The 24,417-nt window shown below is 68.0% G+C and carries 26 protein-coding genes and 1 riboswitch; of the genes, 12 read left to right on the top strand and 14 right to left on the bottom strand.

Translation table 11 applies throughout. The features are described 5' to 3' along the window. Positions 1 to 71: 71 nt before the first annotated feature. The 3 genes from sigE to ABIB26_RS16175 all read left to right on the top strand — a co-directional run bounded on the left by sigE (position 72) and on the right by ABIB26_RS16175 (position 2,382). Positions 72 to 695: an RNA polymerase sigma factor SigE gene (gene sigE, locus ABIB26_RS16185; RefSeq protein ID WP_354245263.1), complete on the top strand. Its 624-nt coding sequence runs from the start codon at positions 72 to 74 to the stop codon at positions 693 to 695. 8 nt (positions 696 to 703) lie between these two features. Continuing rightward, on the top strand, positions 704 to 1,903 hold the full coding sequence (locus tag ABIB26_RS16180) for a hypothetical protein (RefSeq protein WP_354245261.1): 1,200 nt from the start codon (positions 704 to 706) through the stop codon (positions 1,901 to 1,903). A gap of 80 nt (positions 1,904 to 1,983) precedes the next feature. After that, positions 1,984 to 2,382 carry a twin-arginine translocase TatA/TatE family subunit gene (locus ABIB26_RS16175; RefSeq protein ID WP_354245259.1) on the top strand — a complete coding sequence of 133 codons (399 nt, stop codon included), beginning with the start codon at positions 1,984 to 1,986 and terminating at the stop codon, positions 2,380 to 2,382. A gap of 609 nt (positions 2,383 to 2,991) precedes the next feature. Here the strand turns inward: ABIB26_RS16175 and ABIB26_RS16170 are convergent. Genes ABIB26_RS16170 through ABIB26_RS16160 form a run of 3 tightly spaced genes read right to left on the bottom strand, consistent with a single transcriptional unit; the run spans position 2,992 to position 6,213 of the window. Further along, the gene (locus ABIB26_RS16170) at positions 2,992 to 4,158 is read right to left on the bottom strand and encodes an Mrp/NBP35 family ATP-binding protein (protein ID WP_354245256.1); all 1,167 of its coding nucleotides are present in this window, start codon (positions 4,156 to 4,158) and stop codon (positions 2,992 to 2,994) included. 11 nt (positions 4,159 to 4,169) lie between these two features. Then, the gene (locus ABIB26_RS16165; protein ID WP_502913690.1) at positions 4,170 to 4,937 is read right to left on the bottom strand and encodes a DUF1003 domain-containing protein; all 768 of its coding nucleotides are present in this window, start codon (positions 4,935 to 4,937) and stop codon (positions 4,170 to 4,172) included. After that, a complete protein-coding gene (locus tag ABIB26_RS16160; RefSeq protein ID WP_354245254.1) occupies positions 4,930 to 6,213 on the bottom strand; it encodes a magnesium transporter MgtE N-terminal domain-containing protein in 1,284 nt (427 codons plus the stop codon). The genes ABIB26_RS16165 and ABIB26_RS16160 overlap by 8 nt, the downstream gene beginning before the upstream one ends. Before the next feature lie 77 nt (positions 6,214 to 6,290). On the opposite strand from ABIB26_RS16160, the gene ABIB26_RS16155 reads away from it, so the two are divergent. Beyond that, positions 6,291 to 7,157, top strand: a complete 867-nt coding sequence (locus ABIB26_RS16155) for a YflT domain-containing protein (RefSeq protein ID WP_354245251.1) — start codon at positions 6,291 to 6,293, stop codon at positions 7,155 to 7,157. Between the two features lie 139 nt (positions 7,158 to 7,296). Here the strand turns inward: ABIB26_RS16155 and ABIB26_RS16150 are convergent, their stop codons facing one another. Then, on the bottom strand, positions 7,297 to 8,880 hold the full coding sequence (locus tag ABIB26_RS16150) for an aminopeptidase P family protein (protein ID WP_354245249.1): 1,584 nt from the start codon (positions 8,878 to 8,880) through the stop codon (positions 7,297 to 7,299). Positions 8,881 to 8,951: 71 nt separating this feature from the next. Here ABIB26_RS16150 and ABIB26_RS16145 point away from each other — a divergent pair, with 71 nt between their 5' ends. Beyond that, complete coding sequence (locus ABIB26_RS16145) at positions 8,952 to 9,797, top strand: PHP domain-containing protein (protein ID WP_354245246.1); 846 nt, start codon at positions 8,952 to 8,954, stop codon at positions 9,795 to 9,797. A 67-nt stretch (positions 9,798 to 9,864) separates the two neighbouring features. On the opposite strand, the gene ABIB26_RS16140 is transcribed toward ABIB26_RS16145, so the two are convergent. From ABIB26_RS16140 to ABIB26_RS16130, 3 genes are all read right to left on the bottom strand, one after another. Beyond that, entirely contained in the window at positions 9,865 to 10,737 is an 873-nt protein-coding gene (locus tag ABIB26_RS16140; RefSeq protein WP_354245243.1) for a DNA-methyltransferase, read from the bottom strand. 8 nt (positions 10,738 to 10,745) lie between these two features. After that, positions 10,746 to 12,551 (bottom strand): DEAD/DEAH box helicase, encoded by a 1,806-nt coding sequence (locus ABIB26_RS16135; RefSeq protein ID WP_354245241.1) that lies wholly within the window; start codon positions 12,549 to 12,551, stop codon positions 10,746 to 10,748. Between the two features lie 340 nt (positions 12,552 to 12,891). Then, positions 12,892 to 14,400 (bottom strand): RNB domain-containing ribonuclease, encoded by a 1,509-nt coding sequence (locus ABIB26_RS16130; protein ID WP_354245239.1) that lies wholly within the window; start codon positions 14,398 to 14,400, stop codon positions 12,892 to 12,894. 41 nt (positions 14,401 to 14,441) lie between these two features. Here ABIB26_RS16130 and ABIB26_RS16125 point away from each other — a divergent pair, with 41 nt between their 5' ends. After that, entirely contained in the window at positions 14,442 to 15,113 is a 672-nt protein-coding gene (locus tag ABIB26_RS16125; protein WP_354245236.1) for a ferritin-like fold-containing protein, read from the top strand. 41 nt (positions 15,114 to 15,154) lie between these two features. Here the strand turns inward: ABIB26_RS16125 and thiE are convergent, their stop codons facing one another. Beyond that, a complete protein-coding gene (gene thiE / locus ABIB26_RS16120; protein WP_354245234.1) occupies positions 15,155 to 15,886 on the bottom strand; it encodes a thiamine phosphate synthase in 732 nt (243 codons plus the stop codon). 26 nt (positions 15,887 to 15,912) lie between these two features. Then, positions 15,913 to 16,045, top strand: a riboswitch (TPP riboswitch). Here thiE and ABIB26_RS16115 point away from each other — a divergent pair. From ABIB26_RS16115 to ABIB26_RS16100, 4 genes are all read left to right on the top strand, one after another. Then, positions 16,039 to 17,442: an FAD-dependent oxidoreductase gene (locus tag ABIB26_RS16115; RefSeq protein WP_354245232.1), complete on the top strand. Its 1,404-nt coding sequence runs from the start codon at positions 16,039 to 16,041 to the stop codon at positions 17,440 to 17,442. (Overlaps the previous riboswitch by 7 nt.) After that, positions 17,439 to 17,675, top strand: coding sequence for a sulfur carrier protein ThiS (thiS, locus tag ABIB26_RS16110; protein ID WP_354245229.1), 237 nt, complete (start codon positions 17,439 to 17,441; stop codon positions 17,673 to 17,675). The genes ABIB26_RS16115 and thiS overlap by 4 nt, the downstream gene beginning before the upstream one ends. 5 nt (positions 17,676 to 17,680) lie before the next feature. Then, a complete protein-coding gene (locus ABIB26_RS16105; RefSeq protein ID WP_354245226.1) occupies positions 17,681 to 18,499 on the top strand; it encodes a thiazole synthase in 819 nt (272 codons plus the stop codon). A gap of 49 nt (positions 18,500 to 18,548) precedes the next feature. Continuing rightward, positions 18,549 to 19,223, top strand: a complete 675-nt coding sequence (locus ABIB26_RS16100; protein WP_354245224.1) for a 4a-hydroxytetrahydrobiopterin dehydratase — start codon at positions 18,549 to 18,551, stop codon at positions 19,221 to 19,223. Between the two features lie 46 nt (positions 19,224 to 19,269). Here ABIB26_RS16100 and ABIB26_RS16095 read toward each other — a convergent pair whose 3' ends face one another. From ABIB26_RS16095 to ABIB26_RS16085, 3 genes are all read right to left on the bottom strand, one after another. Beyond that, positions 19,270 to 19,572 (bottom strand): hypothetical protein, encoded by a 303-nt coding sequence (locus tag ABIB26_RS16095; RefSeq protein ID WP_354245221.1) that lies wholly within the window; start codon positions 19,570 to 19,572, stop codon positions 19,270 to 19,272. Positions 19,573 to 19,648: 76 nt separating this feature from the next. After that, complete coding sequence (locus ABIB26_RS16090) at positions 19,649 to 19,873, bottom strand: DUF3107 domain-containing protein (RefSeq protein WP_354245218.1); 225 nt, start codon at positions 19,871 to 19,873, stop codon at positions 19,649 to 19,651. Positions 19,874 to 19,932: 59 nt separating this feature from the next. Beyond that, positions 19,933 to 20,601 (bottom strand): TetR/AcrR family transcriptional regulator, encoded by a 669-nt coding sequence (locus ABIB26_RS16085; protein ID WP_354245216.1) that lies wholly within the window; start codon positions 20,599 to 20,601, stop codon positions 19,933 to 19,935. 83 nt (positions 20,602 to 20,684) lie between these two features. Here ABIB26_RS16085 and moeB point away from each other — a divergent pair, with 83 nt between their 5' ends. Beyond that, on the top strand, positions 20,685 to 21,908 hold the full coding sequence (gene moeB, locus ABIB26_RS16080) for a molybdopterin-synthase adenylyltransferase MoeB (protein ID WP_354245213.1): 1,224 nt from the start codon (positions 20,685 to 20,687) through the stop codon (positions 21,906 to 21,908). Positions 21,909 to 22,584: 676 nt separating this feature from the next. Here the strand turns inward: moeB and ABIB26_RS16075 are convergent. From ABIB26_RS16075 to ABIB26_RS16065, 3 genes are all read right to left on the bottom strand, one after another. Next, on the bottom strand, positions 22,585 to 22,995 hold the full coding sequence (locus ABIB26_RS16075) for a hypothetical protein (protein ID WP_354245210.1): 411 nt from the start codon (positions 22,993 to 22,995) through the stop codon (positions 22,585 to 22,587). After that, entirely contained in the window at positions 22,992 to 23,222 is a 231-nt protein-coding gene (locus tag ABIB26_RS16070; protein ID WP_354245207.1) for a hypothetical protein, read from the bottom strand. Before ABIB26_RS16070 ends, ABIB26_RS16075 begins: the two co-directional genes overlap by 4 nt. Before the next feature lie 151 nt (positions 23,223 to 23,373). After that, positions 23,374 to 23,670 carry a hypothetical protein gene (locus ABIB26_RS16065; protein WP_354245204.1) on the bottom strand — a complete coding sequence of 99 codons (297 nt, stop codon included), beginning with the start codon at positions 23,668 to 23,670 and terminating at the stop codon, positions 23,374 to 23,376. A 160-nt stretch (positions 23,671 to 23,830) separates the two neighbouring features. Here ABIB26_RS16065 and ABIB26_RS16060 point away from each other — a divergent pair, with 160 nt between their 5' ends. Beyond that, positions 23,831 to 24,310, top strand: a complete 480-nt coding sequence (locus tag ABIB26_RS16060; protein WP_354245201.1) for a hypothetical protein — start codon at positions 23,831 to 23,833, stop codon at positions 24,308 to 24,310. Positions 24,311 to 24,417: the final 107 nt, after the last annotated feature.

Here is a 24,417-nt window from a genome sequence, read left to right as displayed (position 1 = left end):
ACTAAGGGTGCAGGAGCTTGCACCGGCAAGCACCACCCACGGCGTAAGTGCCATCACGAGGGGAGCGGACGATGTCGGTTCTGACAGCTGTCCCTGAAACTGAAGAGTCCCAGCCCGCCACGGAAACCGAGTGGGTCCGGCCGACGTGGGAAGAAGTGGTGACCAACCACTCCGCCAAGGTCTACCGGCTCGCGTACCGGCTCACCGGCAACAAGTACGACGCCGAGGACCTCACCCAGGAAGTGTTTGTCCGGGTCTTCCGCTCGCTCGAAAATTTCAAGCCCGGCACCCTGGACGGCTGGTTGCACCGGATCACCACCAACCTCTTCCTTGACCAGGCGCGGCGCAAGAGCCGCATCCGCTTCGACGCGCTGGCCGAGGACGCTGAGTCCCGGATTCCCGGCCGCGAGCCAGGCCCGGAACAAAGCTTCGAATTCAACAACCTTGACATCGACGTGCAGGCAGCCCTTGAGGAACTGCCCCCGGCGTTCCGTGCGGCCGTCGTATTGTGCGACCTGGAAGGGCTGTCCTACGACGAGGTGGCCGTCGCCCTCGGCGTCAAGCTCGGAACCGTACGGTCCCGGATCCACCGCGGCCGGACCATGCTCCGGGAAAAACTCGCGCACCGTGACCCCCGCCCCCAGCAGTCCCGCAAGCCGAGGCTCAAGATGCCGCGCATCGCCGGTCTCCTCTGAACAGGTTGATGAGACTGCTGAATCGACTGCTGCGCGGCCTGCCGTGCAGCTGCTCCGGCCGGTCCGGCCGCCGGGGCAACTCCGGCGCGCCGCGGGCGGCCGGGGCCCGGAACTGGCGCCGGAAACATAGCGAGACGTGCGAGGAATGCCGGCTGCGGGAGCGCAGGGAACGGCAGTACCTGGAGCGGCTGCGCGGCGCCGCCGTCCCCGCTGCCAGCGACGAGCTGACCGCGCGCCTGCTCGGCCGCACCGAGGAACTGGCCCGCGGCCTCCCGCCGGCCGCGCTGCGGGACACTCAGGTGCCGTCACCGGTGCACGGGCAATTGCCCGACGGCGCGGCGTACGGCGGCGAGGCGCACGGCGGAGCGCTGCATGGCGGAGCGCGCCCGGCAATCCGGCTTGCGGCCCTGACGGCCGGCGGTGCAGCGGCTGCCGTGGCCCTGATGGCAGGATTCGCCTACCTGCTGGGCGGACATCCGGTTCCCGTGGCAGCCGCGGAAACCGCGTCCGCCATCCTGCAGGAGGACATGCGCCTCTCCGCGGCGGCCGCCGGGACGCCTGGCGCCGGGACGGACCCGGGCTGGAACCTGACCGGCGAACCGGACATGACGCCTTCCGGCGCGCTCACCGCGGAGCAGCTCACTGCCCTGCGGACCCAGGGCTGGACCTTTCCGGAACTCCGTGAGCTGGGCTTCCACCTGGTCTGGGCCCGGGGCGGCGAGGTGGCCGGTGAGGACGTTGTGGAACTGCGCCTCACCGACGGCCGCCATTTCGCCACGGTGCTGGAGCAGCACCTCGCACTGCCATCGCAGCGAGGCGTGGCCGGACTGCAACAGCCCGCAGCCTCCCCTCCGGTCAATGTGCTCACCGGCCACACCGCGACGGCGGACGGCTTCACGGCGGTCAGCGGGCAGGGCACGGACCTGCAGGCAGGCGCGCCGCCCGAACGGCACTCTCCGGCCGGAAACGGCACGCTCTGGATCAACCCCGCGGCCCCCTTCCGCGCCATCTACCAGGGCTCTGCCGGCACCTTTACCTACGTGTCAGACCAGCCCGCCGAGCAGGCCGGCGAAGGCGTGGCCGCCCTGGTGCGGATGCCCGCCGCGCCGCAGCGGGAAACGCCGGCGGCGGAGGAAACCACCCCGGACGGGATCACGGCCCGGATCGAGCGCGGACTGGGCAGAATTCTGGGGCTCCTGGCAACGTGAGCGGCGGCGCGGCGGGCAGCCGCGGTCGTGCCGCACCGCGGAATCGTCGCAGCTCCGATTGAGAGGGTAATCTTCCTAAAGTGCTTGGAATCAATGGACCGGAGTTTTTACTTCTGCTGATCATCGGACTTCTCGTGATCGGTCCCAGCAGGCTGCCCGAATACACCCAGAAACTTGCCAACATCGTCAAGGAAGTCCGCCGGATGGCCTCCGGCGCGCGGGAACAGATCAAGGAAGAAGTCGGCATCGACATCGATGAAGTCGACTGGAGGAAGTACGATCCGCGGCAGTACGATCCGCGCAGGATCATCAAGGAAGCCCTGCTGGAGGACGACAGCAAACCCGTGAGCGCCGGGGCGCCGGCTGCGGTTTCGGCTGTCGCGGCCGCCTCGGTGTCCGCCGCGGAGCAGCGGCCGGCCCGCGTCGTCGAGCGCCTGCCCGAAGGCGAGCCTGCGCCCTTCGACTCAGAAGCAACCTAATCCGCATTTTCGTTAGTTCGTCGGGGGTTCAGGTCCAGGCGGCGGGGTGGCCGGGCTTAAGGACATGCCCCGCGCCGGGGTCGGCCGGCGGACATATTCCGGTTGTGCCCAGTCCCGGGCGCGAGGATTGGGCATGTCCTCCCGGGGAGTAGCCCGGCGCCCGGTCCGGCCACCGGAAACGCCCCACGCTTGACGGGACCAGCCCCAGGCGCCCATGCCGTGACGGTCCTCCCCGGTTGCTTCGGCGCCACGCGCAAACCGCCCGCGGGAATCCGGGGTTCGCCACGGCAGGCAGGGGGTCGGGCGGCAAGCAACCGGGAAGGAGCGCCCCGCTGACTGCCCGCGTCCACGTGCCCGGCTTCCGGCCTGGGAACGTCACGGTGTCGCCGGTCCCGGCCGCGAAGACCGGGCGGTCCTCCCGGAGAGTAGCCGATCCCCGCAGCGGAGCCACCCGCACATACCCCCGGGATCCGGACATGCCATCCGCCGGTGCCGGCGGATGGACATATTGCGATTATGTCCGGTTCCGGGCCCGAAGAGTGGGCATGTCCTCCCGACGCGAAGAGGTCGTGGCCCCCTAACCCCCGGACGAACCAACGAAAATGACCGTCAGCGCGGCTGCAACCCGAGGGACATCCCCGTCAGCCCGCGCGGGACGGCGGCGAGCTTGCCCGCGATCTCCAACAGCGCCACGGCTGCGGGCGTCTCCGGACGTCCCAGCACCAGCGGAACCCCGGCGTCCCCGCCCTCACGCAGCAGGATGTCCAGCGGAATCTGCCCCAGCAGCGGAACGCCCGTGCCCACTGTGGCGGACAGCCGTTCGGCGAGGACGGCGCCTCCGCCGCTGCCGAACAGCTCCATCCGGGCGCCGTCGGGCAGCTCCAGATAGGACATGTTCTCCACCACGCCGGCCACGGATTGGCCGGTCTGGGTGGCGATGGCGCCGGCCCGTTCGGCCACGTCCGCGGCCGCGGCCTGCGGGGTGGTCACCACGAGGATCTGCGCCTTCGGCAGCAGTTGGGCCACCGAGATCGCAATGTCACCGGTGCCCGGCGGCAGGTCCAGGAACAGCGCGTCGAGGTCACCGAAATAGACGTCCGTCAGGAACTGCTCCAGCGCCCGGTGCAGCATCGGCCCACGCCATGCGACCGGCTGGTTCCCGGTGACAAACATGCCGATGGAGATGACTTTGACCCCGTAGGCAACCGGCGGCAGGATCATGTCATCCACCCGGGTGGGGGACTGGGTGATGCCCATCAGGGCCGGGACGGAGAAACCGTACACGTCCGCGTCCACGATGCCCACCCGCAGTCCCTGGGCGGCCAGGGCGCAGGCCAGGTTGACCGTCACGGACGATTTGCCCACGCCGCCCTTGCCGCTCGCGACGGCATACACTTTGGTCAGCGAGCCGGGCTGGTTGAACGGGATCCCTCGCTGCCCGCCGGCGCCGCGCAGCTGCTCCTTGAGGGCGTCGCGCTGCTGCTGCGTCATCACTTTCAGCTCAACCTCGACGGCGGCGACGCCCGGCACGGCGAACAGGGCCGCCTCGCAGTCGGCGGTGATGGTGCCGCGCAGCGGGCAGCCCGCAATCGTCAGCAGCACGGTGATCCGTACCTGGCCGGCAGCGGAGATCTCGACTCCGTCGACCATGCCCAGCTCGGTGATGGGGCGGCGCAGTTCCGGGTCGATCACTGTGGCGAGGGCCGCGTGCACGTCCCTTTCGAGGGGAGAGTCCAGAGGGGAGTCCAGGGGGACGCTGTCCGGCGTGGTGCTCATGGGGTGAATGCTCAGCTCTCGGGGAAGGTGCGGTGTGCAGGTGAAGCGGTGTTCTCCGGCTTGGTGTCGGCGGGGCTTTCCGGCGGGCCGTCGCGCTTGCCGTCCCGCTTGCCGTCGGCCTTGACCCGGGGAATCTGCTGGGTCCGCGGGCTGCGCTGCTTCTCTCGACGTTCCTTCAGTTTCTCCTTGACCTTCTCCCGCGGGGTCTCGTGGGCACCGGCCGACGGGTCATGGGTGCGCAGTTCCTCCTGCGCCTCCAGCATGTCCTCCAGCAGGCTGCGCAGCTCGGCCCGGACATAGTCGCGGGTCGCCACCTCACGCAGGGCAATGCGCAGCGAGGCCAGTTCCCGGGTGAGGTACTCCGTGTCCGAGAGGTTGCGTTCGGCGCGCTGCCGGTCCTGCTGGAGCGAGACGCGGTCCCGGTCGTCCTGGCGGTTCTGGGCAAGCAGCAACAGCGGCGCGGCGTAGGAGGCCTGCAGCGAGAGCATCAGGGTCAGCAGGGTGAAGCCGAGGTCCCGGGAATCGAACTGCCAGTCCAACGGAGCCCAGGTGTTCCAGAGCAGCCAGACGACGACGAACACCGTCATGTAAACGAGGAACTGGGGCGTGCCCATGAACCGGGCGAAGCCTTCCGTGGTCTGGCCAAAGGCGTCCGGGTTTGGCGAGAACTTGGGCAGGATCCGCGCACGGCCGCTCAGGGGCGTGTCGAGGCCGCCTGTGCCGGTGGCCTGGCTGCCCGGGCGGTTGCTTGAGCCCCGCGGTGTGCTGATCTCAGCCAATGCGGCCTCCGAGCTTCCTTATCGGGACGTCGTCCTCGTGGGCGCGCCAGTCATCCGGCAACAGGTGATCCAGCACGTCGTCAACAGTCACCGCCCCCACAAGCCGTCCGTCGCTGTTGACCACGGGGAGCGAGTTGAGGTTGTAGGTGGCCAGGGTCCGGGCCACCTCACTGATGTGCGCCAGGTCCGAGACCGGCTCCAGGGTCTTGTCCACGAGGTTGCCCAGCGGTTCGGGCGGCGGATAGCGCAGGAGCTGCTGGATGTGGACGACGCCGAGGAAACGGCCGGTGGGCGTCTCCAGCGGGGGCCGGGCAATGAAAATCGAGGACGCCAACGCGGGGGAGAGTTCCTCGCGGCGGACATGGGCGAGGGCCTCGGCGACGGTCGCTTCCGGGGGCAGGATGACCGGGACCGGAGTCATCAGGCCGCCGGCGGTGTCCTCGTCGTATTCGAGCAGCCGGCGGACGTCTTCGGCGCCGTCAGGCTCCATCAGCTGGAGCAGCTCCTCGGCCTGGGCGCTGGGGAGCTCGGCGAGGAGATCGGCGGCGTCGTCCGGATCCATTTCCTCCAGCACATCGGCGGCGCGGTTGACGTCCAGGGCGGAGAGGATCTCCACCTGGTCGCCTTCGCGCATTTCCTGGAGGACATCGGCGAGCCGCTCGTCCTGGAGTTCGCTGGCCACCTCGAAGCGGCGCTTGTCGCTCATCTCCTGGAGGGCTTCGGCGAAGTCGGCAGGTTTCAGGTCCTCGTGTGTGGCGACGAACTGGGTGGCGGCCTGGGGCTCGGTCCGGGCACCCTGCTGCGCGTCGGCCCAGTCGATGATCATGGTCTCGTTGCGGCGCAGCCTGCTCAGCGGCGAGAGGGAGTGGCCACGGCGGACAAAGAGTTTGCTGACGAACCAGTCGCCGGAGCGGTGCCTGTCCATCGCGATGTCCTCGATGGTCGCGTCCCCGCTGCCGTCGGCGAGGGTCACCCGGCGGTCGAACATCTCGGCCACCACCAGGGTCTCCGCGCCGCGCTGTTCGAAGCGGCGGAGGTTCACGAGCCCCGTGCAGATGACCTGGGTCTGGTCGATCGAGGTGATCCGGGTCATCGGTACGAAGACGCGCTTCTTCCCGGGGACCTCGACGACGATGCCCACCACGTGGGGGGCGCCGCGGTTGCCGCGGGAGAGCACGACGACGTCGCGCAGCCGCCCCAGACGGTCGCCCAGTGGGTCGAAGACATCCAGTCCGAGGAGGCGCGCAACAAACACCCGCGAAAGATTTGTGCTCACCTGTACAGGCTACCGAGTCTGCTCTCTTTTAGCTGAATTTACAGGCGGACACCAGCCGGATAGGTAAGAATGGGAATATGTCAAACATTTTTGGTGCCCCCAGGGCTGGCGCCCCCACCGGCCCGGACGAGGCCCGCACTGTCCCCAAGGGCGACACGGTCGGTTCCTACACTTCCTACCTGGATGCCCAGAAGGCGGTGGACTACCTGGCAGACCAGCAGTTCCCGGTGCAGATGGTCTCCATCGTGGGCAATGACCTGAAGATGGTGGAGCGGGTCACGGGCAGGCTCAGCTACCCGCGCGTGGCCCTGTCCGGCGCGCTGAGCGGCATGTGGTTCGGCCTCTTCGTCGGCGTCATGCTGTCCTTCTTCTCGCCGACCGGGGGTTACTTCTCGATCATCACGTCAGTGCTGATGGGTGCGGCGTTCTTCATGCTCTTTGGCATCGTCACCTACGCGATGCAGCGCGGAAAGCGTGACTTCACCTCCACCAGCCAGGTCGTGGCGACCAACTACGACGTCGTGGTGTCCTTCGAGGCCGCCAACGAGGCCCGGCGGCTGCTCCACCAGCTGCCGATGACCCAGCATGACGCCTCCACACCGGCCGGTTACACGCAGCACGACTATCAGCAGCAGCCGGGCCAGCAGGCGCCCCAGCAGCCGGGCCAGCAGGGCCATGCGCCGCAGCGCCCTGCGGGCTGGAACGATCCTTACGGCCAGCGCAGCACGGAAGCCGGCCCCGGGCCGGCCGCGGAGCAGCCGGCCGAACCCTCCCGGCAGCCAGGCGCCCCGGGCGGACAGCCCGCCGAAACGGCTCCCCAGGGCGTGCAGGAACCGGCCCCGCCGGCGGCGGTCCGGTATCCCGACCTGCCCGACGGCCGGCCGCAGTACGGTGTGCGGGTTTCTCCCAAGCATGAACCCCGGCACGACGGCTCCAAGCCGTAGCTGCTGCTGATCTGACATCCCGCTGCGCTTCAACAGCAGAGATTTTCAACAGCAGAGAACTTCAACATCAGAGAGCCCCGGCCCGGATCGTCCCCGGGCCGGGGCTCTCGAATCCCAGCTCGTGCTTGCGCGGTGTGGGCTACGGCTGCTGGCCGTCGGCTTCCTGGTAGATGCCCGCCATCCAGGACTCGACGTCGTCCGCCTTGCGCGGCAGGGCGGCGCTGAGGTTGACGGGACCCCCGGCGGTCATCAGGATGTCGTCCTCGATGCGGACGCCGATGCCTCGGTATTCCGCCGGAATGCCGAGGTCCTCGTTCTTGAAGTACAGGCCGGGTTCGATCGTGAACACCATGCCGGGAGTGAGGACGCCGTCCAGGTACAGCTCGCGCTTCGCCTGGGCGCAGTCGTGCACGTCCAGCCCCAGGTGGTGGCTGGTGCCGTGCGGCATCCAGCGGCGGTGCTGCTGGCCCTCGGGGCTGATCGCTTCCTCCACGGACACCGGCAGCAGGCCCCACGCGGCCAGCCGCTCCGCCAGCACGGTGGTGGCGGCGGTGTGGATGTCCCGGAACTTCGTGCCGGGCTGCGCGGCGGCAAAGCCGGCGTCGGCGGCGTCGAGCACTGCCTCATAGACCCTGCGCTGGATCTCCGAGAAGGTGCCGTTGGCCGGCAGGGTGCGGGTGATGTCCGCGGTGTAGAGCGAGTCGGCCTCGACCCCGGCGTCGAGCAGCAGCAGTTCCCCGGCGTTGACCTTGCCCGTGTTGCGGGTCCAGTGCAGGACGGTGGCGTTGTTGCCGGCGGCGGCGATGGTGTCATAGCCGAGCTCGTTGCCTTCCTCCCGGGCCCGGGCGAAGAACGCGCCTTCCACGACGCGTTCGCCGCGCTGGTGGGTGAGGGCCCGCGGGATGGCCTTGACCACCTCGGTGAAGCCCTCCACGGTGGCGGCCACGGCGAGCTTCATCTGCTCGACTTCCCACTCGTCCTTGAGCAGGCGCAGCTCGGAGAGGGCCTCGGTGAGCTTCTCATCAAGAGCATCGAGGATGCCCAGGTCCAGGTTTTCCGGATCCTTGGCCGTGTTGTAGCGGGCGGTGTCCACGAGCGCGTCGATGTTGTCGTCCACTTTGCGCACCAGCCGGATCGAGATGCCGCCGATTTCCGGGGCTCCGACATTCTTGGTGATGGCGAGTTCGAGTTCGCTGAGGTCAGCGGTCGCCAGGCCGAGTTGGGCCTTGAACTCGGCGAGGGTGGGGCGGGCGCCGATCCAGAACTCGCCGGAGCGGGAGTCCGCGTAGAACTGTTCGGTGTCCCGGCCGGCCAGCGGGCGGAAGTAGAGCGTCGCGTGGTGGTGGCCGCCGTCGTCGCCCTTTCCTTCTTCCGCGGGCTCCAGGATGAGGACAGCGTCCGGTTCATGGTCCAGGCCCAGGCCGGTGAGGTGCGCGAAGGCCGAGTGCGGGCGGAAGCGGTAGTCGCAGTCGTTCGACCGGACCTTCAGCGGGCCGGCCGGGATGACCAGGCGTTCACCTTTGAACTGTCCTGAGATGGCGCGGCGGCGGGTGGCTGCGTGGCCGGCAACGACGTCACGTTCGGGGAGCTGCTGCTGGGACGGTGCCCAGTTGCTGGCCATGAACGCTTTGAAAGCGTCGGAACTGGGCCGCTGCGAGCGGTTGTTGACGCGCTCTTCGAGGGGCTGGGAAGCGGAGACTGGGGTGTTATCTGCATCGTTCACCGTCCCATCGTCTCACCAGCGGCGCGGCTTAGGCCAACAGGCTGCCGTGGCCCATCTACTAGGCTGGTGGGGTGAAGATTGATCTGCATGCCCACTCAAATGTTTCCGACGGTACCCAGGCACCGGCCGAGGTGATGGCGTCCGCCGCGGCGGCGGGGATCGACGTCGTCGCCCTGACCGACCACGACTCCACCGCCGGGTGGGCCGAGGCCGGGCAGGCGGCCCGCGAACACGGCATCGCCCTGGTCCCCGGGATGGAGATCTCCTGCCGGACGTCCGAAGGCATCAGCGTCCACCTGCTCAGCTACCTTCACGACCCTGCCCATCCCGGGCTGCTGGAGGAAATCACCAAGGCCAAGGATGCGCGGTACACGAGGGCCGAACGGATGGTCAGCCTGCTCGCCGAGGACTACCCCCTGACGTGGGACGACGTCATCCACCACGTAGCGCCCGGGGCAACTCTGGGCCGGCCGCACATCGCCGACGCGCTGGTCGCCGCGGGGGTGGTCGCGGACCGGACCGAGGCCTTCAGCTCGATCCTGACCTCGCGCTCGCGCTACTACGTGCAGCATTACGCCCCGGACCCCGCGCTTGCTGTCGAGCTGGTCCGCGACGCCGGCGGGGTCCCGGTCTTCGCCCATCCCGTGGCTTCCGCCCGCGGGCGGATCGTGGGGGAGCGGACCTACCGGGAAATGATCGACGCCGGGCTTGCCGGACTGGAGATCTACCACCGGGACAACCCGGAGGAGGGCCGGACGTTCCTGCGCAAGCTCGCGGAGCGGCACGGGCTGCTCGTGACGGGTTCGTCGGATTACCACGGCACGGGGAAACCGAACCTGCTCGGTGAGAACCTGACCTCACCGGAAGTCTTCGCCCGGATCGAGGAGCTGGGCACCGGATCCGCCGTCGTGCGGTGAGGCTCGTCGACCCAACTGGGTCGCAGTAGTTGTCGTTTTGAGGCGTCAAAACGACAACTACTGCGGTTTAGTTGGGCGGGAACGCGGTGAAGTCGGCGTGGGCCGCCAGGCGCTTGGCCATGACGTCGATGGCCGGCTGGTTCTGGTCCACGCAGATAAACCTGCGGTCCAGCTTCGCGGCGACGGCTCCGAGCGTTCCGGAGCCGGCGAAGAAGTCCAGGCACCAGTCGCCGGGCCTGCTGGAGGCCGCGACGACGCGGCGGATCAGGCCCTCGGGCTTCTGCGTGGGGTAACCGGTCTTCTCCTTGCCGGTGGGCGAGACGATGGTGTGCCACCAGACGTCGGTGGGCAGCTTGCCGAGTTCGCGTTTGGCCGGTGTGACCAGGCCCGGCGCCATGTACGGCTCCCGGTCCACCTCGGCGCTGTCGAAGTGGTACCTGGCAGGATTCTTGACGTACACGAGGATGTTGTCGTGTTTGGTGGGCCAGCGGTATTTGGCCCGGGCGCCGTAGTCGTAGGCCCAGATGATCTCGTTCAGGAAGCACTCGCGCCCGAAGATGGCATCCAGCATGACCTTGGCGTAGTGCACCTCGCGGTAGTCCAGATGCAGGTACAGGGTTCCGTCGTCCGCGAGCAGCCGCCAGGCCTCCACGAGCCGTGGCTCCAGGAAGGACCAGTAGTCGGTGAACGCGTCGTCGTATTTGTGCAGCGCGCCCTTGATCGTGTCGTAGGACCTGCCCTTGAAACCGACCCGGTCACCCTCGCCGCCGGCGTTGAGCAGCATCCTGGTTTCCTGGCGCTTCTGGACCCGGCCGGTGTTGAACGGCGGGTCCACATAGATCAGGGTGAAGGCGCCGTCCGGCAGCGTGGGGAGGTACTCCGCGTTGTCCGCGTGTACCACCAGGTTGCTGCCCTCGGGCGCCCAGACGGTGTCAGCCATGAAGGGGTTTAGGCCTCGGCGTTGCTTGGCTGGGAGCTGGCCTGCTGCGCCTCGCCGGCGACAACTTCGCCGTTGCGGCGGCGGGTGCGGGTGCGGCGGCGGGCACGGGTGGCGCGGTCCACCTCGGTGGTTGCCGCTGCGGCCCTGGCGGGTGCCGTCGCGGTTGCTGCCGCCTCCGGAGCCTGGCCGGTTGCTGCCTCAGCCTCGGCGGCCGGACGACGACGGCGGTCCCCGGAGCGCCCGGCCGACTCGCCGCCACTGCGGCGGCTGCTGCGGCCGCCGCCAGCGGTGCTGTCGCGTTCCGCACCGCGGCCGGACTCACGACCGGCTCCGCGGCCACTGCCGGTACTGCCGCTGTCCCGTCCGCCGCTGCGGGTACTGTCGCGTCCACTGTCTCGTCCGCCGTCGCGGCCGCTGGGGCGGGCGTTCTTCTTGCCGGTCTCGCCGAGGTCCTCGAGGACTTCGGCGTCGACGCCGGCCAGCACGCGCTTGTCGCGGGGCAGGCGGCCCTTGGTGCCCGCGGGGATGTCCAACTCCTCAAAGAGGTGCGGGGAGGAGGAGTACGTTTCCACCGGTTCCGGGACGCTCAGGCCGAGGGCCTTGTTGATCAGGCCCCAGCGGGGCATGTCGTCCCAGTCGACGAAGGTCACGGCCGTGCCCTTGTTGCCGGCGCGGCCTGTGCGGCCCACGCGGTGCAGGTAGATCTTTTCGTCTTCGACGCACTGGTAGTTGATGACGTGAGTGACGTCGTCGACGTCGATGCCGCGGGCGGCGACGTCGGTGGCGACGAGGACGTCCACCTTGTTGTTGCGGAAGGCGCGCAGCGCCTGCTCGCGGGCACCCTGGCCGAGGTCGCCATGGATGGCTGCGGCCGCAAAACCGCGGTCCACCAGTTCCTCGGCAACCTTGGCGGCCGTGCGCTTGGTCTTGGTGAAGATGATGGTGCGGCCGCGGCCGCGGGCCTGCAGGATGCGGGCCACGACCTCGATCTTGTCCATGCTGTGCGCGCGGTAGATCAGCTGGCGGATGTCGCGCTTGGTCAGGCCCTCGTCGTCCGGGTCGGCGGCGCGGATGTGGGTCGGCTTGGTCATGTAGCGGCGGGCCATGGCGACGACCGGACCGGGCATGGTGGCCGAGAACAGCAGCGTCTGGCGGACGGCGGGGGTGCCTGCGATGAGGGTTTCGACGTCCGGGAGGAATCCGAGGTCCAGCATTTCGTCGGCCTCGTCAAGGATGACCATCTTGACGTTCTTCAGGACGAGGTGCTTCTGCTTGTAGAGGTCGATGAGGCGCCCGGGGGTGCCGACGACCACCTCGACGCCCTTCTGCAGCGCCTCGACCTGCGGCTCGTAGGCGCGGCCGCCGTAGATCGTGGTGATGCGGGCGTTGCGCTTGCGGGCGGCGTTCTGCAGGTCATTGGCGACCTGGACGGCGAGCTCGCGGGTGGGCACGATCACGAGGGCCTGCGGGGCGCCGGGCGCGGGCAGCAAGTCGTAGCCGGCGTCGTCCGGTCCGACGACGCGCTGCAGCGCCGGGATGCCGAAGCCGAGCGTCTTGCCGGTGCCTGTCTTGGCCTGGCCGATGATGTCGTGGCCGCTGAGGGCGACCGGCAGGGTCATGGCCTGGATCGGGAAGGGGTGGGTGATACCGGCGTCGGCCAGCGACTCCACGATGTCGGCGCGGACGTTGAAGTCGGCGAAAGTTTTCTCGGCAATCTCGTGCGGCTTTTCGTCCGAGATGATGGTCTCTTCCGGCTCGATCGTTTCCGTTCCGGATTCGTCGGTCAGAAGCTGGTGCGTGTGCAATTCACTCACGGGGGAGTTTCCTTATTCATTTTGGGCTGCGCTGCTTGCTCAACGGGGCCGGCCGGGAGGCCGTTCCGGAGCACGCTCAGGCGCGCAAGCAAATCCAGTGGAAGCCGATCGCGGGCTATCTAAATGCTGGCACTGGGACCAGCGGGTCTATCTCAAGATCGCGTAGGGGCGGGCTTGTTGAATTCGAAAATCAATGAAATCAACGACCGGGCATCCATATCTACCCCTTCAGTCTAGCTGTACGCGGCCCGGAACCTCGACTGACCGCGCATTTGACCGTGCCGTTGACCGTGCCGGTGGCCGGCAGGGAGCGCGGAAAGCCTGCCGGAACAACGTGGGATCAGCCCACCAGTTCCAGCCGGACCTCCCGGCTGGCGATGTCGGCTGACAGGACCCTGACCCGTACCTGGGTGCCTGATTCCAGCTCGCCGGGGCACCGTGCCGTGACCGCCGGCTCGGCGATCTGGACGATCCCGGACGGCCCGTTGCCGTTGCCGTTCCCGTTCCCGTTTTTGCCGTTCCCCGGCTTGCCGTTGCTGCCGCCGTTGCCGTTCTTGGCGGGCCTGGAACCGGAGATGACGACGGCGTCGAACTCCTGGCCGATGCGGTTGCTCAGCAAGGCCGCCTCCACCGTGTCCAGGGACAAGCGCTCCAGTTTGGCGGCGAGCTGGTCCGAGGCCGCCATGATCGAGGGCAGCGAAGGCAGCGCCGCGCGGGCCCAGGCGGGAACGTCCGCGCCGTTGCTGAGCGCCTCGCAGATGACCAGCACGAATCGGTCGATCAGCCGGCGCAGCGGCGCGGTGGAATGCGCATAGGCGGCGCCGATGGCGGACTGGATGGCGGCGTCCGGAACGGTCCCGTCGAAAGGGGTGTAGCCGGCCCCGCGGAACAGCATGCCGGCCGAGTGCACGATCGCCAGCTGCTGCGGGTCCGTCGGGTCAAGGGTGCGCAGGTATTCGCCGTAGCTCATTTCGCCGTCCCAGGGCTTGCCTAGGGCGCGGGTCTGGCGGTGGAAGTGCGCCAGCGAGTTCTCGTCCGGTGCGGGCATGGTGCGCAGGATCCCGACCTTGCCTTCGAGCATGATCCCGGCCGCCGCCATGCCTGTCATGAGCGAAATCTGGGCGTTCCAGTCCTCCACCGGCAGGGGCGGGGCCGCGACGATCCGGTAGCCGCCGTCGGGCAGCTGCTCGATTTCCTGTTCCGGCATGTTCAGGCTGGCGCCGCCGCGGAGCCGTTCGAGCTCCACCCGCTTGATCCCGACTTCCTTGAGCAGCTGCAGCACGGGCGCCGCGGTGTCGGCGTCGAGCTCCGCCTGGACCCCCTGGTAATTGAGCTTGGCCCGGCTGCGGACCTGGGCCCGGCGCACCAGCACCGAGGAGACCTCGGCGGCGGCATCCAGCTCGAATTCCCAGACGAAGGCGGAGCACAGCTGGCCGGCGAGCAGGCTGCCGGCTTCCTCGCTGATGACCTCCGGATGCAGCGGGATGCGGCCGTCCGGGGTGTAGAAGGTCTGGCCGCGGCGGCGGGTCTCGGCGTCGAGCACCCCGCCGGGTATCACGAAGGAGGGGACGTCGGCGATGGCGTAGTACACCTTGTAGCCCGGACCGGCGCGGCCGATATGGAGGGCCTGGTCCAGGTCCGTGGAGGATTCCGGATCGATGGTCACGAACTCGATGTGGGTGAAATCCAGCTCCGGCAGTTCGTGCCCGGCCACGGCCTCCTTGGCCTCCCGTAGGACGTCCTCGGGGAAGGCGCCGGGCAGTTCCAGCGTGGTGCGCAGCGAGTTCAGCGCCAGAGCGAGTTGGCTGTTTTGCCGGTGGACGCTGGGGGTCAGGCGATGATGTGACACGAAAATCAGATTAGCCCGATTCCCGCGATTAGTCTTGGATCATGAGCACATCCCCGGCCGATCCGGCCCGCTACGACAGCTTTCTCAGGGATCTGCTCGGCGTGATGGCCTATGGCGAGCTTTCGGCGTTCGAACGGCTGTCCTCCGACGCCCGCTACTCGCCCACCCTGCACGACCGTGCGGTGCTGGGCAGGATTGCCGTGATCGAGTTCCAGCACTATGAACTGGTCAGTGCCAGGCTTGATGACATGGGCCTGGACCCGGAGGCCGCCATGCTGCCCTTCCAGCCCTCCGTGGACCACTTCCACGAACGCACCCGCCCGGCCGACTGGTTCGAATCGCTCATGAAGGCCTACGTGATCGACACCGTCACCGCCGATTTCTACCGGGCCGTGGCCCGCCATGTCGACGCCTCGACGCGCGATCTGGTCGAGCGGATCCAGGCCGATGAGGGGGCGACGGCGGTGCTCCGTGAGCGGCTCCAGACGGCTCTGGCCGACGACCCGCGGCTGGCGTCGCGGCTGGCCCTGTGGGCGAGGCGTCTGCTGGGGGAGGCCCTGACCCAGGCCCGGCGGGTCAGCTTCGAGCACGCGTTCCTCGGCGGCCTGATCGGCGCGGACGAGGAACGGTCCCGGGAGCTGGTCCGCGAACTGACCGCCGAACTTGCGGCCAACCACTCACACCGGATGCTGCAGCTGGGGCTCGCCGGGTAGCCCGCCTGCGCGGTCCCTGACCAAGGATCAGGTCTCCGCGCTCAGGACTCCGCGGCGTCGAGGGAGGCGAGCAGGGCGCGGGCGGCGTCGGCGGGATCGTCAGCCTCGGTGATGGCCCGGACCACCACGATCCGGCGTGCACCGGCCTCCACCACCTGCTCCACGTTCCCCAGGTCGATGCCGCCGATGGCGAACCAGGGCACCGTGCCGTCAGCCGTGCTGTCGGCCGTGCCGTCGGCCGTGCCGTTGGCCGTGCCGGGGGCTGCCGCCTCGGCCCGACGGATCGCCTCCGCGGCGTACCGCACCAGTTCAAGACCGACGGCGGCGCGGCCGGGCTTGGTGGGCGTGGCCCACACCGGCCCCACACAGAAGTAGTCCAGCCCGCTCCGGCCGGAGGCGGCCGCAATGGCGGCATCCACCTGATCCGGGCTGTGGCTGGAGAGTCCGATCACGGTGTCCTTGCCGAGGAAGCCCCGTGCGGCTGCAAGCGGAATGTCCTTCTGGCCGATGTGGAACACCGGCGCACCGGACACCGAGGCGAGGTCCGCGCGGTCATTAACCGCCCACAGCCGGCCGTGCCGGTGGGCTGCCTGATGCAGGACCTCGAGCAGTTCGAGTTCCTCCGCCGCCTCCAGGGACTTGTCGCGCAGCTGGATGATGTCGACTCCGCCGGCGAAGGCGGCATCCACGAAGGCCTCGAAGTCGCCGCGGTCCTTGCGGGCGTCGGTGCACAGGTACAGGCGGGCGGTGGTGTGGACGGCATCCTGGCTCATGCCCCCAGCCTAGTTCCTCTAAACTGGGGCCATACCGCGGGAGCCCGCCGCAGCCGTTCGCCACTGGCGTTCGACGCCGGAGGGCTGAGAGGGCGTCAGAGCCGACCGCTTGACCTGATCCGGTTAGTACCGGCGTAGGGAAGGAATCCTCCATGGGCACCCCAGGCAGTTATGACCCCACGAACTGTTACCCCGCTGACGACGCGCCTGATGACGTCACAGCGGGGGAATGTTACGACGTCGCCGTGATCGGCGGCGGGGTGGTGGGCCATGGCATCGCCTGGGCCGCCAGGCAGTCCGGCCGTTCCGTTGCCCTGATCGATGACGCCCCCGGCAGTGGCGCGAGCTGGGCAGCCGCCGGCATGCTCGCCCCCGTGAGTGAACTCCACTACCAGGAGGAGGGCCTGCTGGAGCTCATGCTCGAATCCTCACGGCTGTGGCCTGACTTTGCGGCGGGGCTGGAGCGAGACGACGGCGTCCCCGCGGACCGCGTGACCGCCGCCGGAACTGCCGCCGGAGCAGCCGCCGGGACGAACCGCGGACTAGCCGCCGGGACCGGATACCTCACGACGCCGACCCTGGTGGTCGGCGCCGACGCGGCCGACCGCCGGGCGCTCGCCGATCTCCGGACCGTGCAGCAGGCCTGCGGACTCGCGGTGCAGCCCTTGACGGTCCGCGAGGCACGCGGACGCGAACCACTGCTGAGCCCGGGCATCTCCTGCGCCTTCGACATCCCCGCCGACCACCAGGTGGATCCCCGCCGCCTGATCGCCCGGATCGCGGCCCTGCTGGCGGCGGACAGCCAATATTGCCTGGTTCCCCGGCGCGCCGCCGGACTTCGGTGGGAGGACGGGCGGGTCGGCGGGGTCAGCCTGGCCGGCGGCGGGAAGGTCCGGGCCCGGGAGACCATCGTGGCCAACGGGCTGGGCGCCGCGGCATTGGCGGGCCTGCCCGCGGGGCTGGACCTGCCGCTGCGGCCGGTCCACGGCGACATCCTCCGGCTCCGGGTCCCCGCGCATCTGAGGCCGCTCCTGGGCTCCACGGTGCGCGGCCTGGTCCGCGGCGTGCCGGTGTACATCGTCCCCCGGCAGGACGGCACAGTGGTGATCGGGGCGACCCAGCGCGAGGACACGCTCTCGGAGCCCGATGCGCCCGGCGCCGGTGCCGTCTCCGCAGGCGGCGTCTACCAGCTGCTGCGGGACGCCCAGCAGCTGGTCCCCGCCGTCGCCGAGCTGGAACTGCTGGAGGCCACCGCCCGGGCGCGGCCCGGAACACCGGACAACGCCCCGCTGCTGGGCCGCGTCACGGACCGGTCTCCGGGCCGCGACGGGGACGTCGGGGGACTCATCATCGCCACCGGCTTCTTCCGGCACGGCATCCTGCTGACCCCCGCGGCCGCGCGGATCTGCCGGCAGCTGCTGGACGGCACGGCAGACCCGCGCTGGGCCCGTTTCCGGCCCGACCGGTTCACCGCCGCCGCTCAACACCCCACCCCGCACCACACCCGTCCCCTTCCAGAACACAGCAATCCCGAACAAAGCAAGGAAACGCTATGAACATCAGCCTCAACGGCTCGGAGCACACCGTTCCCGACGGTGCCTCCGTCAGCACCCTGGTCAGCCAGGTCACCGGGCGGACGCTGGCCCCGAACGGCCAGTCCGCGGATGGACGGAAGCTCGGCGTCGCTGTGGCCCGCAACGCCGAGGTGGTGCCCCGCAGCCAGTGGCACGGCACCGCGCTGGCCGACGGTGACGACGTCGAGCTGGTCACGGCAGTACAGGGAGGATGAGCGCCATGGAAGCAACCACACGTTCAGCAGCCCCGGAAGCATCGCCGGGCACCGCCGATCCGTTCGTTATCGACGGCGTGCGGCTCGGTTCGCGGCTGATCTTGGGGACCGGCGGAGCGCCGAGCCTGGACGGCCTCGGGACGGCCCTCGTGGCGTCGGGCACGGAACTGACCACCGTCGCCATGCGCCGCTACTCGCCCACCGAGGCAGGCTCCTTGTTCCAGCTTCTCGTGGACCACGGCATCCGCGTGCTGCCCAACACCGCCGGCTGCTTCACCGCCAGGGACGCGGTGCTGACCGCCGAACTGGCCCGCGAGGCTCTCGAAACCGACTGGGTGAAGCTGGAAGTCATCGCCGACGAGCACACCCTGCTGCCGGACGCCGTGGAACTCGTCGACGCCACCGAGCAGCTCGTGGGACGCGGCTTCAAGGTCTTCGCCTACACCAACGACGACCCCGTCCTGGCCCTCCGGCTGGAGAACCTTGGCGCCACCGCCGTGATGCCGCTGGGCTCACCGATCGGGACCGGGCTCGGCATCCTCAACCCGCACAACATCGAGCTGATTGTCTCCCGGGCTTCGGTGCCGGTGGTCCTGGACGCCGGTATCGGCACCGCCTCGGACGCGGCCCTGGCCATGGAGCTCGGCTGCGATGCCGTGCTGCTGGCCACCGCGGTGACCCGGGCCCAGAATCCGGCGCTCATGGGGGAGGCCTTCAAGCATGCGGTCATGGCGGGTAGGCTGGCGAAAAAGGCGGGCAGAATCCCGCGCCGGGAGCACGCGCTCGCATCCTCCGCCATGGAAGGACGGGCCGAATTCCTCTAGGCCCAGCTTCGGGCCCGGACCCGCAAACCCAGCCAGCAAGGGAGCCGATATGGGAACCACCGACGACGTCCTCAGCCAGAGCCAGGTCGATGCCGCCCTGGCCGGACTGCCGGACTGGAGATACCGCCTCGGCGGGCTGGTGTCGGTCTTCAAGGCGCCGACGTCGGCCGCGGCGCTTGAGCTGGTCGCCGCCGTCGGCCTGGCCGCCGAACAGCAGGACCACCACCCGGATCTGGACTGGCGCTACAACCGGGTATTTGTCCGATACAGCTCCCACGACGCCGGCGGCCAGGTCACGCCGCGGGACACCGCGGCCGCGGCGGCGGCCAGCGAGGCGGCAGCCCGGCTCGGCGCCACCGCGGAGCCGGGCCTGCACCGGACCGTCGAGGTGGGCATCGATACCGAGGACCCGGCGGCGATTTCCGAGGTCTGGCGGGTGGCCCTTGGCTACCGCAGGGGCAGCTCCGGTGACCTGACGGACCCGTACGGGCGCGGCCCGGCACTCTGGTTCCAGGAGACGTCCACGCCCAACGCCAACCGCCTCCACCTCGATATCCACCGCAGCAAGGCCGAATCCGCGCCGGCGCTGGAGAAGACGGCAGCCACGGGGGCGTTAATGAACCATGACCACGCACCCGACTGGGTGGTGGTCACGGATGCGCAGGGAAACAGGCTGTGCCTCTGCACCGAGGAAGGCCACGGGCCGGAACTGCCCAAGGCCTGAAGCCGGCCGCCGGCCGGCCCCGTCTGGTAGCCCGGCCGGCGGCGCGTTAGAGACGCAGGATGGCGGTGAGCCGGGACGTGTCCTTACGGGTGCGGTGCCGGCCAAGGTACAGCACCGCTGCGGCGGCGGCCGCCGGACCGATGACCATCGGCAGGATCCACGGAATCCAGGTCAGGCCCGGCTGGTAGCCGAGCCCGGCCGCCATAAAAATGATCCAGCTCAGCATCCCGGCGGCGAGGGCAACGCCCGCCGGGACGCTGATGCCGTACTTGGCGTGCCGCTTGTCGTTGGCCCAGACCACGAAGCCCGCGGCCACGGTCACCATGGCAACCACAATCAGGGACAGCATATTCGGACTCCTACTTCTGATGGGAACGGCAGTGCTGCTGCCTTCTGGTGGGGATGGCAGCCGCGTTCCGCGGTGGCTAGAGGGCGCCGAAACCGACGCGGCGTTGCTCTTCGGCGCCGATTTCAACGTAGCCCAGGACATTCGCCGGGATGATGATCTGGCGGCCCTTCTCATCCGTGAGGCGGAGCTCGGTGCCCTTGGAGAGGGACTCTGCAACCACCTTGGCCACGGCGTCTGCATCCTGCGCTGATTCCAGGACAATTTCGCGGCCGATGTTCTGAATGCCGATCTTTACTTCCACAGCAAGGCCTCCCAGCCAATCAAAGTCGAATAAATCAAAGCGTCATCTCTATTTGTAGCCTAGGACTCCTTGGGGAAGCGGGAGATTCCGCGCCAAGCTAAACGGTAGATCAGGCCGCTGGCCACATCGAGATCGAGATTCCCGTCAGTTTCCAGCCAGTACCGTGCGCTGACCTGGGCCATTCCGGCGAGTCCGCGGCCCAGCAGCTGGGCTTCAAGCTCGGGCAGCTTGGTGTCCTCGGCGATGACCCCGGCGACGGCGTCGGCGAAAGTCTTGTTGAACCTCTCCAGCCGGGCGCTCACGTCGGGATCGTTGATCAGGTCCGATTCGAAGACGAGACGGTGGGCTTGGTCGTCGCTGGCGATGAACCGGAAATAGGCCCGCATGACGGCCTGGACGCGCTCATCGTTGTCCGTGGTGGAGTTCAGCGCCCCCAGCAGCAGATCGATGAGCTTGCTCAGATGGCTGTCCAGCAGCGCCAGGTAGAGCTCACGCTTGGAGGGAAAGTGCTGGTAGAGCACCGGTTTGCTCACATGCGCGGTCTCGGCGATTTCATCCATCGCGGCACCGTGGTAACCGTTGGCAACGAAGACTTCCTGGGCGGCAGCCAGCAATTGCGCCCGGCGTTCGTCGCGGGGCAGACGCGCCGACCGGTGTCCGCCGCTCCGGGCCTGCCCGGACGCCGACTTCCCGGCAGGACCATGTTCAACCGGTGCGTGATGAACCACTGCGGCCTTCTTTCGCTTGCTGTTACGTTCACTTTACGCGCGGGTAATATGACCTGGCGGTATCTTCGGGCATAGATTGAAGTATGGCTTCCAAGTTCACTGCACCCGCCGCACCCGCACCCACGGAACCGCTGCCTGATCGGGTGCCTGGTCCACTCGTTGAACCCGCGGGAGACCTCAGCCCGGAAGAGGTGGAACGCTACTCCCGGCACCTGATTATTCCGGAGATCGGGTCCATCGGTCAGCGCCGGCTGAAGAACGCCAAGGTGCTCGTCATCGGCGCCGGCGGCCTCGGTTCACCCGCGCTGTTGTATCTGGCCGCTGCCGGAGTGGGGACCCTGGGCATCATCGACGACGACGTCGTGGACCTGAGCAACCTCCAGCGGCAGGTGATCCACGGCGTCGCGGATGTGGGGCGGCCCAAGATCGAGTCCGCCCGCGACGCCATTGCAGCACTGAACCCGCTCGTCGACGTCCGGCTGCATAACGTCCGGCTCGACGCTTCCAACGCCCTGGAGCTGTTCGCCGGCTACGACCTGATTCTCGACGGCGCCGACAACTTCGCCACCCGCTACCTCGTCAACGATGCCGCCGCGATCCTCGGCAAGCCCTACGTCTGGGGGTCGATCTTCCGCTTCGACGGGCAGGTCAGCGTCTTCTGGGAGCAGCACGGGCCGACGTACCGGGACCTGTACCCGGAGGCGCCGCCGGCCGGCTCAGTGCCGTCCTGCGGGGAAGGCGGGGTGTTCGGCATGCTGTGCGCCGCCGTCGGATCGCTCATGGTGACGGAGGCCGTCAAGCTGATCACCGGCGTCGGGCGCTCTCTGCTGGGGCGGGTGGCGCTCTTCGACGCCCTGGGCGGAACCTGGCGCGAAATCAAGGTGTCCCGGGACCCGGAGGCGGATCGCATTACGGAACTGACCGACTATGAGGCCTTCTGCGGCATCACCCCCGCCGCCGACGCCGGTACCGAACACACCGTCACAGCCACCCAGCTCGCCACCATGCTGGCCGCCCGCAAGGCCGGGCTCAAGGACTTCCACCTCGTGGATGTGCGTGAGAGCGGGGAGTACGAGATCGTCCGGATCGACGGGGCCGTGCTGATCCCGCAGGGCCGGATCCTGGCCGGGGAGGCCTGGAACGAGCTGCCGCAGGACATGGACATCGTGTTCCACTGCAAGGGCGGCACCCGGTCGGCCGCCGTCCTCGCGGCGGCACGCGCCGCCGGCTACGAACGGGTCAGCCATCTCGACGGCGGAATCCTGGCGTGGGTGCGGGACGTGGAACCCGGGAAACCGGTGTACTGAAACTGCACTGAACGCGTCCCGGAAAGGCGCCGTCATGAGGTCCTGGACGCGGCCGGGTTGGCTGCCGGAACGTCTGAAGGGGAAGTCAGCCTGACGGAGCTGGATCTCGCGGACCAGTCCAGCGTCAAGGTATTTGCTGGTCCCTTCCTGGCGCCCGGCTTCCTGTTGGACCTGAACGGAGTAATTATGCGCTGAACATAACCCGTCCCGTTAGGGGATGGGCTGCAAGATGCTGCGGCCGAGTCGATGTGACTGCTAAGCAGGAATGTGGGTCCTTGCTGGAAGAATGAAACGCATGAACGGTCGAGTGAGTCAGTCAGTCAGGCGGGGACGCACTCGGTGCACCTCGACGCCGTAGCGGCACGTCGACAGCAGACCGTTACGGTAGTATTCGGGCGGCCTTTTGGCGGTGGCCGACACGCCGAGAAAGATCTGCCCACCGTTGTGACTGTTAGCTGGGAATTGCGGTTAACTGCAGCTTCCGTCGACGGCTCTCTCGTCCCATATGCCGGTCGGCGGCCGGACCACCAACGTACGAAGTCGAATCCCTGAGGCATCGCCACCAGCACTGGTCCGTTAGGGGAACCCTTAATGGGACGCCTATAGCTCGCGAGTCGTGTTTGGCTGTGACTGTTAGCGGTAAGTGGCGGCTAACTCGCAGCTCTGATTGGCGTTGTCACCGTCCCGTTTGGGGAACCTTAGCGGGCTCGTGAGCTCCGGCTGGCTGGAAGTAATCGGTCAGGAATCCAGCCAAGGTCCCAGCAAGGATCAATACGAGCCCCGGCCAGAGCGTGATCGGGCCGACGTACTCTCGAATATCGACTCTGAAGAGGATCGCGAGGAGGATCTCGAAGAGAATGTAGGCGATCGCCAATACTCCCCCGATGACCACGATGGCGCTTCCCCGTGTCCGCCTCTTCTTCCTGGGGAACTGCTTCGCGTAGTCCTCGGCCGTGCTGAATTCGGCGTTAGCTAGATTCCCTGCGGCGGCCTCATGCGCCCGCACCTCGTCGAGTACTCCGGCGATCTCGGCTTCGGACAACCCACGCATTCTTAGGTTGAAGGTCAGGCGCCGCTCGTAGCTCATGCGCTTGCTCCGTGTGAGTCTTTGGCCCGCCGGCGTGATGCCAGCACTCCATAGAACGCGGTCACGACGAGGACAAAGGTTATGAGAACTGACGCATTGACGACGAGCGAGATTTCCATTTGGTGAGGCAGGAGCATGGTCATGTCCCACCCCGCATTGTCGGCGCGAGTGATGAAGTCTGTGTCGATCGGATTCCACAGGATGGCCGCGGCGCTTGTTGTCGCCAAGGCGCAGAGGCTGAGGACAAGATGGACGACGGACAGTACCGGTGGCTTTCCAGTGTGATGTGTCGGACGTTGGTCCAAAGCTTCCCCCGTTTTGTTTCGATGATGGTCGTTGGAGCCGCTGTCATTACGTTGCCCGCGAGCCGGAGCGACGTCAGCGGGGATATTCGCGTCGGTAGGCTTGGAGCGCGTCTTCCCTGATCCAATTTCTGGTCAGGACGGCGTCCAGAACGCAAGAAGCGACGAAGGTGGCCCAGGAAATCCATATTGGTGCGAGACCCGCAAAGACCAATGCCATGACGGCAACCACGATGCCGGCCGAGACATAGCCATACATTCGGCGCGCAGGGGTTGCAAATCGCGCCTCTTGCGTCTCGCGAAAGTAGTTCAGCATCAGTCCTCCAAGGTTCGAATCGGAGCCTACAGCACTGGTTGCGTCAAAAAGCGCCATTACATGCGGCCCAAATACCGCGGCGATTCACAGCCCTTGTGGCGCCGGGAACTCCTGGAGCCCCGGGCGAGCCACCGCCTGTCTCATTAACCGATCCCCTATCGGACGGCCGCACCCTCGGCACGGGCGGGAAGTCTTTGCGCATCGGTAGGCTAAGCCCATGGCATTGGGGGATGCGGCGCGGTCGCAGGCAGTTCCGTCACACAGGGTGGTCCTGGATGCGTACGCGTTCATCAAGGGCTGGCTCATCGCCACCTCGCTCTGGGTGGGCGTGCTACTTCTTCTGGTGGCGGCAGGCTATGGTGTGCCCGCCTTGCGGGACGGCACCGACGCCGGCCACGTATGGGGCTTTTTGGGCATGGTGATTCTGTATGGCTTCGGAGTTTCCCTGGTGTTTGCGGCGCCACTGGCCTGGGTGTTGGCCTATCTTTTGCGCCCCGTCCGGAACCAATGCATCCACATCGGAGCCTTTTTCGCGGTGCCCACCTTCGTGTTCTGGCTACTGGGAAGCGTCCTGGGCCTCGGCTGGCAGCTCTGGCCACTGATCCCATGGGCCACCGTTGGCGCAGCGGCAGCCATCGCGCGTTGGGCAATCCGCAATGACGTCCTTGCCTCGAATTCTGCAGCTAACCCGGCCTGACCGCCCGCTGCACGATCCTTCACCGGGCAGCTCAGTTGAAACGCTGACCCAAGGCTATGGCATCCAGATCATTGGCAGTTACGGTGGCTCCATGAGGGACAGGAGGC

The organism is Arthrobacter sp. UYEF20, from assembly GCF_040546335.1.
Lineage (GTDB): Bacteria > Actinomycetota > Actinomycetes > Actinomycetales > Micrococcaceae > Arthrobacter.
This window is presented reverse-complemented; position numbering and strand designations above follow the sequence as displayed.

Bases quoted from the DNA above. Each gene is read 5' to 3' on its own strand.
- ABIB26_RS16125 (WP_354245236.1), top strand. From the start codon at position 14,442: ATGAGCACATCCCCGGCCGATCCGGCCCGCTACGACAGCTTTCTCAGG.
- ABIB26_RS16180 (WP_354245261.1), top strand. From the start codon at position 704: ATGAGACTGCTGAATCGACTGCTGCGCGGCCTGCCGTGCAGCTGCTCC.
- ABIB26_RS16140 (WP_354245243.1), bottom strand. From the start codon at position 10,737: ATGGCTGACACCGTCTGGGCGCCCGAGGGCAGCAACCTGGTGGTACAC.
- ABIB26_RS16115 (WP_354245232.1), top strand. From the start codon at position 16,039: ATGGGCACCCCAGGCAGTTATGACCCCACGAACTGTTACCCCGCTGAC.
- ABIB26_RS16065 (WP_354245204.1), bottom strand. From the start codon at position 23,670: ATGGCGCTTTTTGACGCAACCAGTGCTGTAGGCTCCGATTCGAACCTT.
- sigE (WP_354245263.1), top strand. From the start codon at position 72: ATGTCGGTTCTGACAGCTGTCCCTGAAACTGAAGAGTCCCAGCCCGCC.
- ABIB26_RS16155 (WP_354245251.1), top strand. From the start codon at position 6,291: ATGTCAAACATTTTTGGTGCCCCCAGGGCTGGCGCCCCCACCGGCCCG.
- ABIB26_RS16060 (WP_354245201.1), top strand. From the start codon at position 23,831: ATGGCATTGGGGGATGCGGCGCGGTCGCAGGCAGTTCCGTCACACAGG.
- ABIB26_RS16095 (WP_354245221.1), bottom strand. From the start codon at position 19,572: ATGCTGTCCCTGATTGTGGTTGCCATGGTGACCGTGGCCGCGGGCTTC.
- ABIB26_RS16105 (WP_354245226.1), top strand. From the start codon at position 17,681: ATGGAAGCAACCACACGTTCAGCAGCCCCGGAAGCATCGCCGGGCACC.
- moeB (WP_354245213.1), top strand. From the start codon at position 20,685: ATGGCTTCCAAGTTCACTGCACCCGCCGCACCCGCACCCACGGAACCG.
- ABIB26_RS16075 (WP_354245210.1), bottom strand. From the start codon at position 22,995: ATGAGCTACGAGCGGCGCCTGACCTTCAACCTAAGAATGCGTGGGTTG.
- thiS (WP_354245229.1), top strand. From the start codon at position 17,439: ATGAACATCAGCCTCAACGGCTCGGAGCACACCGTTCCCGACGGTGCC.
- ABIB26_RS16100 (WP_354245224.1), top strand. From the start codon at position 18,549: ATGGGAACCACCGACGACGTCCTCAGCCAGAGCCAGGTCGATGCCGCC.
- thiE (WP_354245234.1), bottom strand. From the start codon at position 15,886: ATGAGCCAGGATGCCGTCCACACCACCGCCCGCCTGTACCTGTGCACC.
- ABIB26_RS16170 (WP_354245256.1), bottom strand. From the start codon at position 4,158: ATGAGCACCACGCCGGACAGCGTCCCCCTGGACTCCCCTCTGGACTCT.